Here is a 12,380-nt window from a genome sequence, read left to right as displayed (position 1 = left end):
CCGAGGGCGCGCCGCACGCATGGTTGACGGGGCCCTGGAAACACATGGTGTCGATCCAAGCCAGGGGGACTCTGTGAGTCAAGGGTTTCTTGTTACCGATTGACATCATTCGGTCGTCGCCGCAAACCGCCCGGTCGGTACCGGTCGCGATTCGTTCGGAAGGCGGCTCGGGCGCGTTCAGGAGTTGACTCCGACGCGTTCGCCGTGCGCTCGTGGCGTGATCGCATCCGGTCATGTGCGCGCGGCAATTGTTGTCACGTGCAGCGAATCGATGGGGTCAATTCTTTCGTGGGGTCGTAGACGTCACCGTAGGGCGACTAGATAATCTTCATTCCTCGGTCCCGGACCGCTCACGCGTGGTCCGACTGAGTTGGTTTCCGCTCGCCGAACGGCCGGAATTCCCGGCCACCGCGCCCTGACCAGTCAGAACGGGCGTACAGCCGAGGAGGCTTGGTGCCCACGCACAGGAGGGACAAGAGGGACTTCGGGGACGGCGAAGCGGCGCCCGGGCGCCCCTCCCCGATGGCCAGGCTGCGGCGACGCGCCTCGGGCCTGCTCGAACGGTGGCCGTTCCGGCGCAAGTTGAACGTCATGGTCGTGGTGCCGATCGCCGCCATCGCCGCGATGCTCGTCTACGTCACCTACCAGCAGATCGACCAGGCACGGTCGGCCGCCGCCACCTCCCGCCTCGTGCGCAACAGCCGGGAGGTCGCCGGGCTCATCGACGGCCTGCAGAACGAGCACCGTGAGGCCCTCCTCGTCTCCCTGCACTACGAGGCCGGCCTCAAGCAGGCCAGGACGACGGCGACCGCCGGCTACCGCGAGGCCCAGCAGAGCACCGACGCCCAGGCACGGGCCGTCGCCGCCGCGTTCGGCGACGAACTGCCCCCGCAGGAGAGCGAGGCGCTCAAGGAGATCGGCGGCCTGTCGGCGCTCCGTGACACCGTCGAGAGCGGTCCGCTGCCCGCCGACAACATCGACCCCGCCTACACCGCGGCGGTGGGCGACCTCATCGACGGCCTCGGCCTCGGCTCGTCCCCCGACCGCTCGGCGACCTCGTCGGCCAACGTGCTGGACGCGCTGCTGCGCGCCGACACCGCGCACGCGTCCTTCGAGACCAGCGTGTTCGCCGCGCGCACGGGCGACCCGAACGCGCTGATCGAGTTCACCGGCGCTGTCGGCGAGTACGCCAAGTACAGCTACCAGGCCGACCGGTTCTCCCGGTACGCGACGACGCGCCAGGGCCGCGAGCTGGCCGGCATCGAGCGCGGCGGGTCGCAGAACGTCATCGGCCAGCAGTACGCGGCGCTCCAGGTCGACCCGGGCGCGCTCGTCGCGCAGGGCCACCTGGCCGTGCAGAACGCGCTGAGCACGGCGCTGGCCGCGCAGCCCACGTACGAGCAGCAGGCCGCGAGCCGGCTGCGGATCACCCGCTCCCTGATCGGCCAGATCGCCTCGGACGCCGACTCGGCGTCCAACGCGGCCTGGTGGCGCGCGGTCTACCTGCTGGGCGCCGCCCTCGTCGGCTTCGCGCTGTGGCTCGCCTTCTCCGTACTCGCGCGCCGTTCGGTCATCCGCCCGGTGCAGGCGCTCACCGAGGCGGCGCAGCGCGTCGCGGACCTGGCGGGCCGCGAGCTCGCGCGCGTGGCCGACGACGACTCCGAGGACACCGCGCCGCCCCGCCTCGAAGCCGTGCCGGTGCCCGTGCGCGACGAGATCGGCGACCTGGCGTCCGCGTTCAACCAGGTGCAGGCCACGGCCACGGCGCTGCTCGAACGGCAGGTGCTCGGCCGGCGCAACATCGCCGAGATGTTCGGCAACGTGGGCCGCCGCGTCTCCAACCTGACGGTTCGCCAGCTGACCCTGATCGACGCGGTCGAGCGCGGCGAGACCAGCCCCGACGTGCTGGAGCGGCTCTACCGCATCGACCACATCGCGGTGCGCCTCCAGCGCAACGCGGAGTCCCTGCTGCTGCTCGCCGGCATCAGGGACGACACCCCGGAGACGGGCCCGACCGCGCTCACCGACGTCGTACGGGCCGCACTCGGCCAGATCGAGGGCTACCAGCGGGTCGCGCCGCGCGCGGAGAACGACGTCACCGTCATCCCCGACATCGTCGGCGACCTGACGCTGATGCTGGCCGAACTGCTGGAGAACGCCGTCGCGTTCTCGCCGTCGGGCAGCCGCGTCGAGGTGATCGTGCGCTCGCGCACCGAGGGCGACGACGGGGACGGCGCCCTCGTCGAGATCGTCGACCACGGGCTCGGGATGAGCCAGGAGCGGCTCGACGAGGAGAACGCGCGCCTGGTGCGCCGCGAACGCCTCGACCTGGTGCCGACGAAGGTGCTCGGCCTGTTCGTGGTGGGCGGCCTGTCCCGCCGCTGGGGCATCAGGGTCGCGCTCAGCCGCACGCCGGGCGGCGGCACGACGGCGGCCGTGCTCGTCCCGCCGTCGCTGCTGCTGGCAGGACCGGTGCCGAAGGTCGGCCCGCGTGCGCTCGCGGCCGTGCCCGACCGGCGCGCGGTGAGCGCCGCACCGTCCGCGGGCGCCGCACGTCCCCTGCCCGGGCCCGCGCCGACCGCACCGGGTCACGCGCCGTCCGCCCAGGGTGGCCCGCCGTCCGCCCGGGGCGGCGCGCAGGGCCCGGGGCAGTACGGCGGTGCGGGGCAGTACGGCGGTGCGGGGCAGCGCCCGGGCGGGCGCGCACGCGCCGACCAGGCCCAGGCGCGTGCGTACAGGCCCGCGGAGAACGAGGCCGGCCAGGGCCTGGGCGCGGCGCCAGGCAGGCCCTCGGGCCATGCCCCGGGGCAGGACGGCGGACCTTCCCACGAACAGCCCTTCGCCACGGCCCACGACCGGTCCCCGGGAGGGCTCCAGGGCCAGGCTCCTGGCAGCCCGTACGGCGGGCCCGCAGGGCCGGTCGACGGCCAACGGCCGGGCGCAAGCACGCCCGGCACCCGCGCTCCCGGCCACGGTGCGGGCGAGGAAGGAGGACCGGGCCGGCGGCCCGGCCAGGCGCCACCCCCCGCGGGCGGCGTGCCGCCGCTGCCGCGCCGCACGGCGCAGCGGGCCCCCCAGCAACCCGAACGCCCCACACCGGACGGCCGCGTGAACTATCCGACACAGCGAGCCCAAGCACCGCAGGCGCCACAGGGATCGCAGACACCCCCGGCGCCACGACCGCCGCAAGCGGGACAACCGCCGCTACCGCCGCAACCACCGCGCCAGGCGCCGCCGCCGCAGGGCCACCCCTACGACGCGGACCGCTCCGACGCCCCCCGCCCGCTGCGGCGCCGGGTGCGCGGTGCGACGCTCCAGGGGCGCGGCCGGTTCGCGGACGAGCTGCCGCGCACCGTCCCGCGGGCCTGGCGGCCCGCCGACGCGCAGGCGGCGCGCGACGCCATCGACGAGTTCGAGGCGGCCGTGCAGCGCGCCGACCACGACGCGCCCCCGGAACGTCCGCAAAGTCCGGAAAATCCGCAAAGACCGCAAAGACCGCAACCGCAGGGAATGCACAGAGAGGCCAGTGACGATGTGGACAGGTGACGCCGGGCAGAATCCGCCGGAACCCACCGACGTACAAGCCGCGGCCGCGGACTTCACCTGGCTGCTGAACCGGTTCGCCACCGAGACGGCGGGCGTCGTGGACGCCATCGCCGTCTCGTCCGACGGGCTGCTGATCGCCGTGTCACGGCGGGACGCGCCGGCCGACTCGGAGCGGCTCGCCGCGATCGTGTCGGGCATCACGAGCCTGGCCATGGGCGCGTCGGGCAACTACGGGCTCGGCGGGCTCAACAAGGTGATCATCGATCTGGAGAGCGGGCACGTCCTGGTCTCGGCGATCGGCAACGGCGCCGTGCTCGGCGTCGTCGCCTCCAAGGAGGCGAAGCTCGGCAACATCGCCTACGAGATGCAGCTCTTCGCCAACCGCGTCGGCGCGGCCCTCAGCCCGCAGCTGGTGCTGGAACTGAAGAACAATGTGGGCGTTTCACCGACAAGGTGACCGGAAACGGCCGCACTCCGCCGGGCCGGGCGGACCGGGCGCCCCGGGAGGGATCGTGAAGGTGGCTGGTGAAGAACCGGTCGAGGGGGACGGAGCGCTCGACGAGGACGGCGTGGGCCGTGCCTCGGCCGTGCGTCCCTTCCTGCTGACCGCGGGCCGGGTCGCGGGCACGGCGGGCACGAGCAAGGGCCCGCCGATCCCGATCGAGACGCAGGTCGTCGCGACGTCGGGCGGGATCGCCGCGCTCGACTCCTTCGCGTCCGAGCACCGCGAGATCATCGCGGCCTGCCGTCGCCCGCAGTCACTCGCGGAGCTCGCCGCACGGCTGCGGCTGCACCTCAACGTGGTCCGTGTAATCGCCGACGACCTGCGCGCCCAGGGGCGCCTGCGGGTCTATGTGCCCCGGGCGAACGCCGCCCAGGACGCCTCTGTTCTTCGAAGGGTGATCGATGGTCTCCGCACCGTCCCCGACTCCAGGGGGTTCCTCCGTGAAGGCTGACCCGTCAGGCACGGTGTCCCCCGGCGCTCCTGGCGCCCCAGCCGTACTCGGCGCCGCCGACGCGGCCGTCCAGCAGCCGCCGCTGCCCGTGAAGATGGTGATCGCGGGGGGCTTCGGCGTCGGCAAGACGACGACCGTCGCGTCGATCTCCGAGATCGAGCCGCTGACCACGGAGGCCGCGATCACGACGGTCGCCGCGGGCGTCGACGACCTGAGCCACACCCCGGAGAAGACGACCACGACGGTCGCCATGGACTTCGGCTGCATCACCCTCGACCCGACGCTCAAGCTCTACCTGTTCGGCACGCCGGGGCAGGAGCGGTTCGGGTTCATGTGGGACGACGTGGTGGAGGGCGCCCTCGGCGGCCTGGTGATCGTCGACGCGAGACGCCTCGACGACTGCTACGCGGCCGTCGACTACTTCGAGAACCGCGACATCCCGTTCGCCGTCGCGCTCAACGCGTTCGACGGCAAGGTCGAGTACGAACTGGACGAGGTCCGCTGGGCGCTCGACGTCTCCGACCACGTGCCGGTGACGGTGTTCGACGCGCGCGAGCGCGGCTCCGTGCGCGACACGCTGCTCGTCGTGCTCGAACTGGCCCTGGAGCGCGTGGAACGGGCTCAGGGTCGCGCCTGAGCCGGTCGCCGCGGCTACGGCGGACAGCGGACGGCGGACAGCGAACGCGCCGGGCGCCCGCGAGGTCTCTCGCCTCGCGGGCGCCCGGCGCCGCCGCGTTCAGCGCTGCCGCACGCCCCGCGACACCGCGAACCGCGACGCGAGGCCGAACAGCCCGAGCGTGGCGAGGGCGAGCGCGGCGACGAGCGTCGCGCCGCCCACCACCTTCTCGTAGTTGCGCTGGTAGAGCCCGTCGATGATGTACCGGCCCACCCCGCCGAAGCTCACGTACGCGGCGATGGTCGCGGTCGACACCACCTGGATCGCCGCCGACCGCAGGCCGCTGAGGATCAGCGGGAGCGCGACGGGCAGTTCGACCTGGAAGAGGATCTTCATCGAGTGCATGCCCATGCCCCGCGCGGCGTCCACCGGCGGCGGGTCGACGGTGCGCACCGCCTCGTACGTGGTGACGAGGATCGGCGGGATGGCCAGCACCACCAGGGGGATCAGCACCGGCAGCTTGCTCAGGCCCATCAGCACGAACAGCAGCACGAGCAGGCCGAAGCTGGGCAGCGCGCGCGCCGCCGTCGCCAGCAGCGCGAGCGCGTTGCCGCCGCGCCCGTAGTGCCCGGTGAGCAGGCCGACGGGCAGGCCGACGGCCGCGGCGATGCCGAGCGCGATGAGCGAGAACTCGACGTGCTCGACGAGGCGGGTGGGGATGCCGTCGTAGCCGTGCCAGTGCGCGCCGTCGGAGAAGAACGCGGTGATGAAGTGGATGACGGTCACAGCGTGCTCCCCGCGGTGGGCCTGACGTCGGTCGTGCCGCCGTCGAGCGGCTCGCCCGTGACCGGGCCCGTGCCCGTACCGGCACCGGCGGCGCCGGCGGCCCGCGCCTTGTCACGGCCGCGCAGCGCGCGCCTGCCGCTCTTGGGCAGCCACGGCGTCAGCGCCACGCGCACGAGGACGAGCGCGGTGTCGGCGAGGATCGCGAGGACGGCCGTGGTGACCACGGAGCTGACCGCGTAGATCGGCCGGTGGAAGGTCATCGCGTCTTGCAGGAGGTTGCCGAGCGCGCCCTGGTTGCCGATGAGGGCGCCGACGCTGACCAGGCTGATGCTGGAGACGGTGGCGACCCGCAGGCCGGCGAAGATGGCGGGCACCGCGATCGGCAGCTCGACCTGGAGGTAGCGGCGCACGGGCCCGATGCCCATCGCCACGGCCGCCGCGTGCGTCTCGGGGGACACGGACCGCACCCCGTCCACGATCGCGGGCACGAGGACGACGAGGCTGTAGAGGCTGAGGGGGATGACGACCGTGGTCTTGGTCTGCCCGGTGTAGTCGATGAGGACGACGAAGAACGCGAGCGACGGTATCGCGTAGAGCACGGTGGTGGCCCAGAGTACGGGCGGGTAGAGCCACTTGAAGCGTACGCAGAGCTGCGCGATCGGCAGCGAGAGCAGGAGGCCGATGGCGACGGGCAGCAGCGCTTCTTGCAGGTGGAGGCCGATGAGCCCCAGATAGGAGTGCTGGAGGTCGCTCGGCATGTGGAAGAAGCCGTTGTTCATCGAGCGGCTCCCACGTCCACGGGCGCCGTGCCGCGCTGGCTGTGGGCGGCGCGTATCCCGGCGGCGATCTGCTCCTGCGAGACGACGCCGACGGCGCGCCCCTCGCCGTCCACGGCGACGGCCCAGCCGGTCGGGGACAGGACCGCGCAGTCGAGCGCGACGCGCAGCGAGTCCTCGCCGTGCCGGAACACCTGCCCGTGCGGCAGGAGCTCCGCGGGGCCGCCCTCGGGGCCCGCGCCCGCGGCGCCGGATTTGCGCAGACGCGCCGCGTCGGCCCAGCCGAGCGGCCGGCCGTCGACCCCGACGACGAGGAGGTGCGCGAGCCCCTCGGTGGCGCGTGAGGAGACCTGCTGCGCGGTGGCGTCGGAGGCGACGACGCCGCCCGGGTCGACGCTGAGCGCTTGCGTGCCGAAGAAGGACAGGCCGCGTATGCCGCGGTCCGCGCCGAGGAAGTCCTCGACAGCCGCGTCGGCGGGCGTGGACAGCAGCTCGTCCGGGGCCGCGTACTGGGCGAGCCTGCCGCCCGTGCGCAGCACCGCGATCATGTCGCCGACGCGTATCGCCTCGTCTATGTCGTGCGTGACGAAGACGATGGTCTTGCCGAGCTCCTCCTGGATGCGCAGCAACTCCTCCTGGAGCCCGCGCCGTACGACGGGGTCGACGGCGGAGAACGGCTCGTCCATGAGCAGCACCGGCGGGTCGGCGGCGAGGGCGCGTGCGACGCCGACGCGCTGCTGCTGGCCGCCGGAGAGCTGGTACGGGTACCGCTTGGCCATGGACGTGTCGAGGCCGACGCGCTCCATCAGCTCCATGGAGCGCTCCCGCGCCCTGGCCTTGGACCAGCCGAGCATGCGGGGGACCGTGGCGATGTTGTCGGCGATCGTGCGGTGCTGGAAGAGGCCCGCGTTCTGGATCACGTAGCCCATGGACCTGCGGAGCGCGTTGACGGGCTTGTGCTGGATGTCCTCGCCGTCGATGAGGATCCTGCCGCCGGTCAGCTCGATCATGCGGTTGATCATGCGGAGCGTCGTGGTCTTGCCGCAGCCGGACGGGCCGACGAGAACGGTGATGGACCGGTCGGGGACCTCCAGGGAGAGACCGTCGACGGCGACGGTGCCGTCGGGATACCTCTTGCTGACAGCTTCGATGGATATCAAGGCACCAATCACCCTTCGGTCCGGGCACCGGGCTGGGAAACGATCGATGAGCGACGATCGCAGGTGCGCAAGTGTAGACACCGCGGGTGAGCGGGCGGTGGGCGCCGCCGTGCGGCGGCGCGGCGGGAATAGGGGACGGGGTGCTTCCGTTGCCATGATTAGTTCAAATTTCAACCAGTGTGGCCGCCGGCCCGGCGGATCACGCGGCACGGAAGGGATGAGTGCGCGATGGAGTTCGGGATCTTCACCGTCGGCGACGTGACCGCCGACCCGACCACCGGACGTACGCCGAGCGAGCACGAGCGGATCGAGGCGATGGTCGCCATCGCGCGCAAGGCGGAGGAGGTCGGACTCGACGTCTTCGCCACGGGCGAGCACCACAACCCCCCGTTCGTGCCGTCGTCGCCCACGACCATGCTGGGCTACATCGCGGCGCGGACCGAGCGGCTCGTCCTGTCCACGTCCACGACGCTGATCACGACGAACGACCCGGTGAAGATCGCCGAGGACTTCGCCATGCTCCAGCACCTGGCGGGCGGCCGCGTCGACCTCATGATGGGCCGCGGCAACACGGGACCCGTCTACCCGTGGTTCGGCAAGGACATCCGCGAGGGCATCCCGCTCGCCGTGGAGAACTACGCACTCCTCCACAGGCTGTGGAGAGAGGATGTGGTCGACTGGACGGGCAGGTTCCGCACCCCGCTCCAGGGCTTCACCTCGACACCGCGCCCGCTCGACGGCGTGCCCCCGTTCGTCTGGCACGGCTCCATCAGGTCCCCGGAGATCGCGGAGCAGGCCGCCTACTACGGCGACGGGTTCTTCGCCAACAACATCTTCTGGCCCAAGGGCCACTTCCAGAAGCTGATCGAGCTGTACAGGCGGCGGTACGCGCACTACGGGCACGGCACGCCCGAGCAGGCGATCGTCGGGCTCGGCGGGCAGGTGTTCATGCGGGCGAGGTCGCAGGACGCGGTGCGCGAGTTCCGCCCGTACTTCGACAACGCGCCCGTCTACGGGCACGGCCCGTCGTTGGAGGAGTTCACCGAGCAGACGCCGCTGACCGTCGGCAGCCCGCAGGAGGTCATCGACAAGACGCTGTCCTTCCGCGAGACGTTCGGCGACTACCAGCGCCAGCTCTTCCTGATGGACCACGCGGGACTGCCGCTCAAGACCGTCCTGGAACAGCTCGACCTGCTGGGCGAGGAGGTCGTCCCGGTGCTGCGCAAGGAGTTCGCGTCGGGCCGCCCGGCGGACGTCCCGGACGCACCGCCCGCGCACCCGGCCGTCGAAAGGACAAGGACATGACCGCGGACGTGAGGGATGCGGGCCGCACGAAACTGGTCGCCGTCACGGCCGGCGTCGGAAAGCCCTCGTCGACGAGGCTGCTCACGGACCGCCTGGTGGCGGGCGTGAACGAACACCTCGACGCGGACGTGCGCGTCGTCGAGCTGCGCGACCTGGCGATGGACATCGCGGGCAACGTCGTCTCGGGCTGGCCGTCGCAGGCGCTGCGCGAGGTGCTTCAGGCCGTGTCGGAGGCGGACGGGCTGATCGTCGCGACGCCCGTGTTCGCCGGGTCGTACAGCGGGCTGTTCAAGTCGTTCTTCGACCTGGTCGAGCCGGACGCCCTGACCGGCACACCCGTGCTGCTGGCCGCGACGGGCGGCACCGCGCGCCACTCCCTGGTCGTCGAGCACGCGCTGCGTCCGCTGTTCTCGTACCTGCACGCGCTGACGCTGCCGACGGCCGTGTTCGCGGCCACCGACGACTGGGGTGCGGCCGCGGACACGCACGCGGGCGGCCTGCCGGGGCGCGTGGCGCGCGCGTCGCGCGAGTTCGCCGAGCTGCTGGGCCGCGCGAGGGGCACGACGGGTGCGGTGGGCGTGGCGCCCACCGCGACCGTTCCGGCGGCGCGCGCGGAGGACGGCGAGGCGGCGGACGGCGGGGCGGAGGACGAGGTCGTCCCGTTCGCCCGGCTGCTCGCCGACCTCGCCTGACGCTCCCGGCCGGTGCTCAAGCGCCCCCGGGGCTCACCCGGGGACTCCCCGGGGGCTCACGTGCCCTCGGGGGCCTCGGGCACCTCGCCGAGCAGCTGCCGCAGCAGCCCCTCGTCGCGGTCCGACAGGTCCGCGACGAACCGGGCGAGCACCGCCCCGTGGTCCGAGTCGGCCTCCAGCTCCTGCCGCATCCTGCGGGCGGTCAGCCCGTGCCCGTCCGCGACGGGCGCGTAGGCGTACGCGCGGCCGCGCTTGCCGCGGGTCAGCAGCCCCTTGTCGAACATCCGGGAGAGCACCGTCACCACGGTGGTGTAGGCGAGCCCCTCGCCGAGGCGCCTGCCCACCTCGCCGGGGGTCAGCGCCTGCGGCGACGACTGGAGCACGGCGAGCACCTCGGCCTCCAGCGCCCCGCCGGGACGGCGTTCCCGTTCCCCGGGAGCAGGTCCGGCGTTCAAGAGTTGGCCCGCCTCCCGGCATCGTTTACAGTCCCAGGGAACTTCTACCATTGTGTAGAAGTTGATTGATCGCCGAGTCTGCCACATCCGCACGCCATGCCGGGTCCGGCGCACTTACGCGCCCTCACGCACGGCGAGTGACGGGCCGGACCCGCATGTCCCTTCCGTCCTTGGGAGACTGGCCCGATGACCCTCCACTCCACCGTCCAGCTCGCCTTCGACGGCTCGTCCATCGACGGCTCGCTGTTCACGTCGGTCACCGGCATCGCGAAGTCGACCCGTTGGCTGAACGGGCCGCTCGACTGGTGGACCAACACGGGGCTCGGCGTCTTCGCGGTGCTCATGGTGATCGGCTTCTGGAACGCCCGCCGGCGCGACAACCTCGCCATGACGCGCGCCCTGGCCGCACCGGTGGCGGTGGTGTTCGCCTTCGCGGTCGCCGAGGTCATCAAGAAGGCCGTGGCCGAGGTGCGGCCGTGCTACTCGGTGCCGCACGCGTACTTCGTCGACCCCTGCCCCGTACGCAGCGACTACGCGTTCCCCAGCGGCCACACCACCACGGCGTTCGCCACGGTCGCCGCGCTGTGGCTGCTCGACCGGCGCCTCGCGGTGGTCACCGCGGCCTTCGCCGTCTTCGAGAGCTTCACCCGCGTCTACCTGGGCGACCACTACCCGCACGACGTGGTCGGCGCCGCCGTGATCGCCGTGCCGGTCGCGTACCTGGCCAGCAGGGTCCTCAGCCGCTTCGCCACGCCCCTCGTGGGCCGCTTGCGCGGCGGCGGGCTCCTCCAACCGGTCCTGACGGCGGCCCCCCGCGGAGCCCACGCAGCGGGCCGCTCCCGCCCGGCGGACCCGGTCCGCGCCGAGACCGCACGCCCCGATGCAGGCGGTCCTGACACCTACCGCGCCGATGCCGCCCGCTTCGACGCCCCGCCCGGGGACCCGGGCCGCGCCGAGCGCCGCCCCACCGACCCGGCTCTCTGACGCGGGACGGGCTGAGCCGGGCCCGGCACGAGCCGTCTCACTCGGGGTCGCGTCCCCCCGCATGCCTGCCCAGGAACGAGATCTCCGCCGCGACGGCCTGCTCGTGCGCCTCCAGGAACGGCGCGTAATGGCATCCTGGCAGGCGAACCACTTCTGACCGTGGCGCGTTTCCGGCGGCCCGCACGCCGGGCTCGGTGAGCACGCTCCGGTCCTGCTCGCAGACCACGACCAGCAGGGGGCAGCGGATCCGGGGCGCGTGCCGTCCCGGCCGGTAACCGCCGAGCCCCAGGATGATCCGTGCCGCGACCGTCCGCTCCCAGCCGGTGTGGCGGCCGCCCGGATCGAGGGCCCGGTCGCCGTCCATGGCGTCCGGTGTGGTCAGCGAGGCGACCGCGCCCCGTGGCCCTGCCGTCGGGACGAGCAGCGGCGGACGCCCGGCGAGGCTCCCGAGCGCGTCCCCGACGCCCCGGCCGAACAGCCGCACCGCCGCGGACGGTGGCATGCTGCGTAGCGCGTTCGGGGCGATGCTGCGCCCGTCGACCAGCGGCGTCTGCGCGATCGCACAGGCCAGGCGCGGGTGGTCTGCCGCGACACGGAAGACATGGCCGCCCGCGAGCGAGAAGCCCCACACGGCGATCCGGTCCGGATCGACGTCCGGCAGCCCGGCAGCGCACTCGATCGCGGCGTGCCAGTCGTCGATCTGCTCGCCGAAGCGGACGATCTGGCGCGGCGCGCCCCCGCTCTCCCCGAACCGCCGGTGGTCGAACGCCAGGACCGCGAAACCGGCGGCGTTGAACCGCGCGGCGAACAGGTCCGAGGCCGGCTCCTTCGTCACCGAGGTGCCGCCGGCCATGATCACGCAGCCGCCGTTGGTGCCCGGATAGTGCCAGGCGGCACACGAGGTGTCACCGCTGGCGAAGCGCACTTTCCGCCGTTCCCCCTGCCGTTCTTCCTGCCGTTCTTCGAACGCGGTCACGCGAACCTCCGTGGTCGATGGGTCGTTCCGAACTGATCAGGTGGCCGGGCGGTCAGCGGGGGAACCACACGAGCGGGTCGAGAACCATCGGGTGCCTCCTTCCTGCGGCGCGGAGCAGTCGCTTTCCA

General features: G+C 72.7%; 12 protein-coding genes. 7 read left to right on the top strand and 5 right to left on the bottom strand.

Annotated elements, in window-relative coordinates:
* Positions 1-453: 453 nt before the first annotated feature.
* The 4 genes from IH48_RS33000 to IH48_RS0104035 all read left to right on the top strand — a co-directional run bounded on the left by IH48_RS33000 (position 454) and on the right by IH48_RS0104035 (position 5,139).
* Positions 454-3,546: an ATP-binding protein gene (locus IH48_RS33000; protein WP_234434112.1), complete on the top strand. Its 3,093-nt coding sequence runs from the start codon at positions 454-456 to the stop codon at positions 3,544-3,546.
* Positions 3,533-4,003: a roadblock/LC7 domain-containing protein gene (locus IH48_RS0104045; protein WP_030899133.1), complete on the top strand. Its 471-nt coding sequence runs from the start codon at positions 3,533-3,535 to the stop codon at positions 4,001-4,003. Before IH48_RS33000 ends, IH48_RS0104045 begins: the two co-directional genes overlap by 14 nt.
* 61 nt (positions 4,004-4,064) lie before the next feature.
* The gene (locus IH48_RS0104040; RefSeq protein WP_051839141.1) at positions 4,065-4,502 is read left to right on the top strand and encodes a DUF742 domain-containing protein; all 438 of its coding nucleotides are present in this window, start codon (positions 4,065-4,067) and stop codon (positions 4,500-4,502) included.
* Complete coding sequence (locus IH48_RS0104035; RefSeq protein WP_078849440.1) at positions 4,453-5,139, top strand: GTP-binding protein; 687 nt, start codon at positions 4,453-4,455, stop codon at positions 5,137-5,139. Before IH48_RS0104040 ends, IH48_RS0104035 begins: the two co-directional genes overlap by 50 nt.
* Positions 5,140-5,238: 99 nt before the next feature.
* Here IH48_RS0104035 and IH48_RS0104030 read toward each other — a convergent pair whose 3' ends face one another.
* The 3 genes from IH48_RS0104030 to IH48_RS0104020 are packed head-to-tail and all read right to left on the bottom strand — an operon-like array spanning position 5,239 to position 7,840.
* Positions 5,239-5,904, bottom strand: a complete 666-nt coding sequence (locus tag IH48_RS0104030) for an ABC transporter permease (protein ID WP_030899127.1) — start codon at positions 5,902-5,904, stop codon at positions 5,239-5,241.
* Entirely contained in the window at positions 5,901-6,683 is a 783-nt protein-coding gene (locus IH48_RS0104025) for an ABC transporter permease (protein ID WP_078849439.1), read from the bottom strand. The genes IH48_RS0104030 and IH48_RS0104025 overlap by 4 nt, the downstream gene beginning before the upstream one ends.
* Positions 6,680-7,840 (bottom strand): ABC transporter ATP-binding protein, encoded by a 1,161-nt coding sequence (locus tag IH48_RS0104020; protein WP_030899124.1) that lies wholly within the window; start codon positions 7,838-7,840, stop codon positions 6,680-6,682. The genes IH48_RS0104025 and IH48_RS0104020 overlap by 4 nt, the downstream gene beginning before the upstream one ends.
* 228 nt (positions 7,841-8,068) lie before the next feature.
* Between IH48_RS0104020 and IH48_RS0104015 the strand changes: the two genes are divergently transcribed.
* A complete protein-coding gene (locus IH48_RS0104015; protein ID WP_030899121.1) occupies positions 8,069-9,145 on the top strand; it encodes an LLM class flavin-dependent oxidoreductase in 1,077 nt (358 codons plus the stop codon).
* Positions 9,142-9,837 carry a CE1759 family FMN reductase gene (locus IH48_RS0104010; RefSeq protein WP_030899118.1) on the top strand — a complete coding sequence of 232 codons (696 nt, stop codon included), beginning with the start codon at positions 9,142-9,144 and terminating at the stop codon, positions 9,835-9,837. The genes IH48_RS0104015 and IH48_RS0104010 overlap by 4 nt, the downstream gene beginning before the upstream one ends.
* Positions 9,838-9,893: 56 nt before the next feature.
* On the opposite strand, the gene IH48_RS0104005 is transcribed toward IH48_RS0104010, so the two are convergent.
* Complete coding sequence (locus IH48_RS0104005) at positions 9,894-10,292, bottom strand: BlaI/MecI/CopY family transcriptional regulator (protein ID WP_030899116.1); 399 nt, start codon at positions 10,290-10,292, stop codon at positions 9,894-9,896.
* Between the two features lie 186 nt (positions 10,293-10,478).
* On the opposite strand from IH48_RS0104005, the gene IH48_RS0104000 reads away from it, so the two are divergent.
* Positions 10,479-11,276: a phosphatase PAP2 family protein gene (locus IH48_RS0104000; RefSeq protein ID WP_051839054.1), complete on the top strand. Its 798-nt coding sequence runs from the start codon at positions 10,479-10,481 to the stop codon at positions 11,274-11,276.
* A gap of 37 nt (positions 11,277-11,313) precedes the next feature.
* Here IH48_RS0104000 and IH48_RS0103995 read toward each other — a convergent pair whose 3' ends face one another.
* Entirely contained in the window at positions 11,314-12,252 is a 939-nt protein-coding gene (locus IH48_RS0103995; RefSeq protein WP_051839052.1) for an alpha/beta hydrolase, read from the bottom strand.
* Positions 12,253-12,380 lie beyond the last annotated feature (128 nt).

The sequence above is a fragment of the Streptomyces sp. NRRL F-5126 genome (genome assembly GCF_000721265.1).
Lineage (GTDB): Bacteria > Actinomycetota > Actinomycetes > Streptomycetales > Streptomycetaceae > Streptomyces.
The sequence above is the reverse complement of the archived record's forward strand: the minus strand, read 5'-3'. Positions and strand labels throughout refer to the sequence as shown.

Coding starts and splice junctions, on each gene's coding strand:
- IH48_RS0104035 (WP_078849440.1), top strand. CDS start 4,453: ATGGTCTCCGCACCGTCCCCGACTCCAGGGGGTTCCTCCGTGAAGGCT.
- IH48_RS0104025 (WP_078849439.1), bottom strand. CDS start 6,683: ATGAACAACGGCTTCTTCCACATGCCGAGCGACCTCCAGCACTCCTAT.
- IH48_RS0104015 (WP_030899121.1), top strand. CDS start 8,069: ATGGAGTTCGGGATCTTCACCGTCGGCGACGTGACCGCCGACCCGACC.
- IH48_RS0104010 (WP_030899118.1), top strand. CDS start 9,142: ATGACCGCGGACGTGAGGGATGCGGGCCGCACGAAACTGGTCGCCGTC.
- IH48_RS0104045 (WP_030899133.1), top strand. CDS start 3,533: ATGTGGACAGGTGACGCCGGGCAGAATCCGCCGGAACCCACCGACGTA.
- IH48_RS0104000 (WP_051839054.1), top strand. CDS start 10,479: ATGACCCTCCACTCCACCGTCCAGCTCGCCTTCGACGGCTCGTCCATC.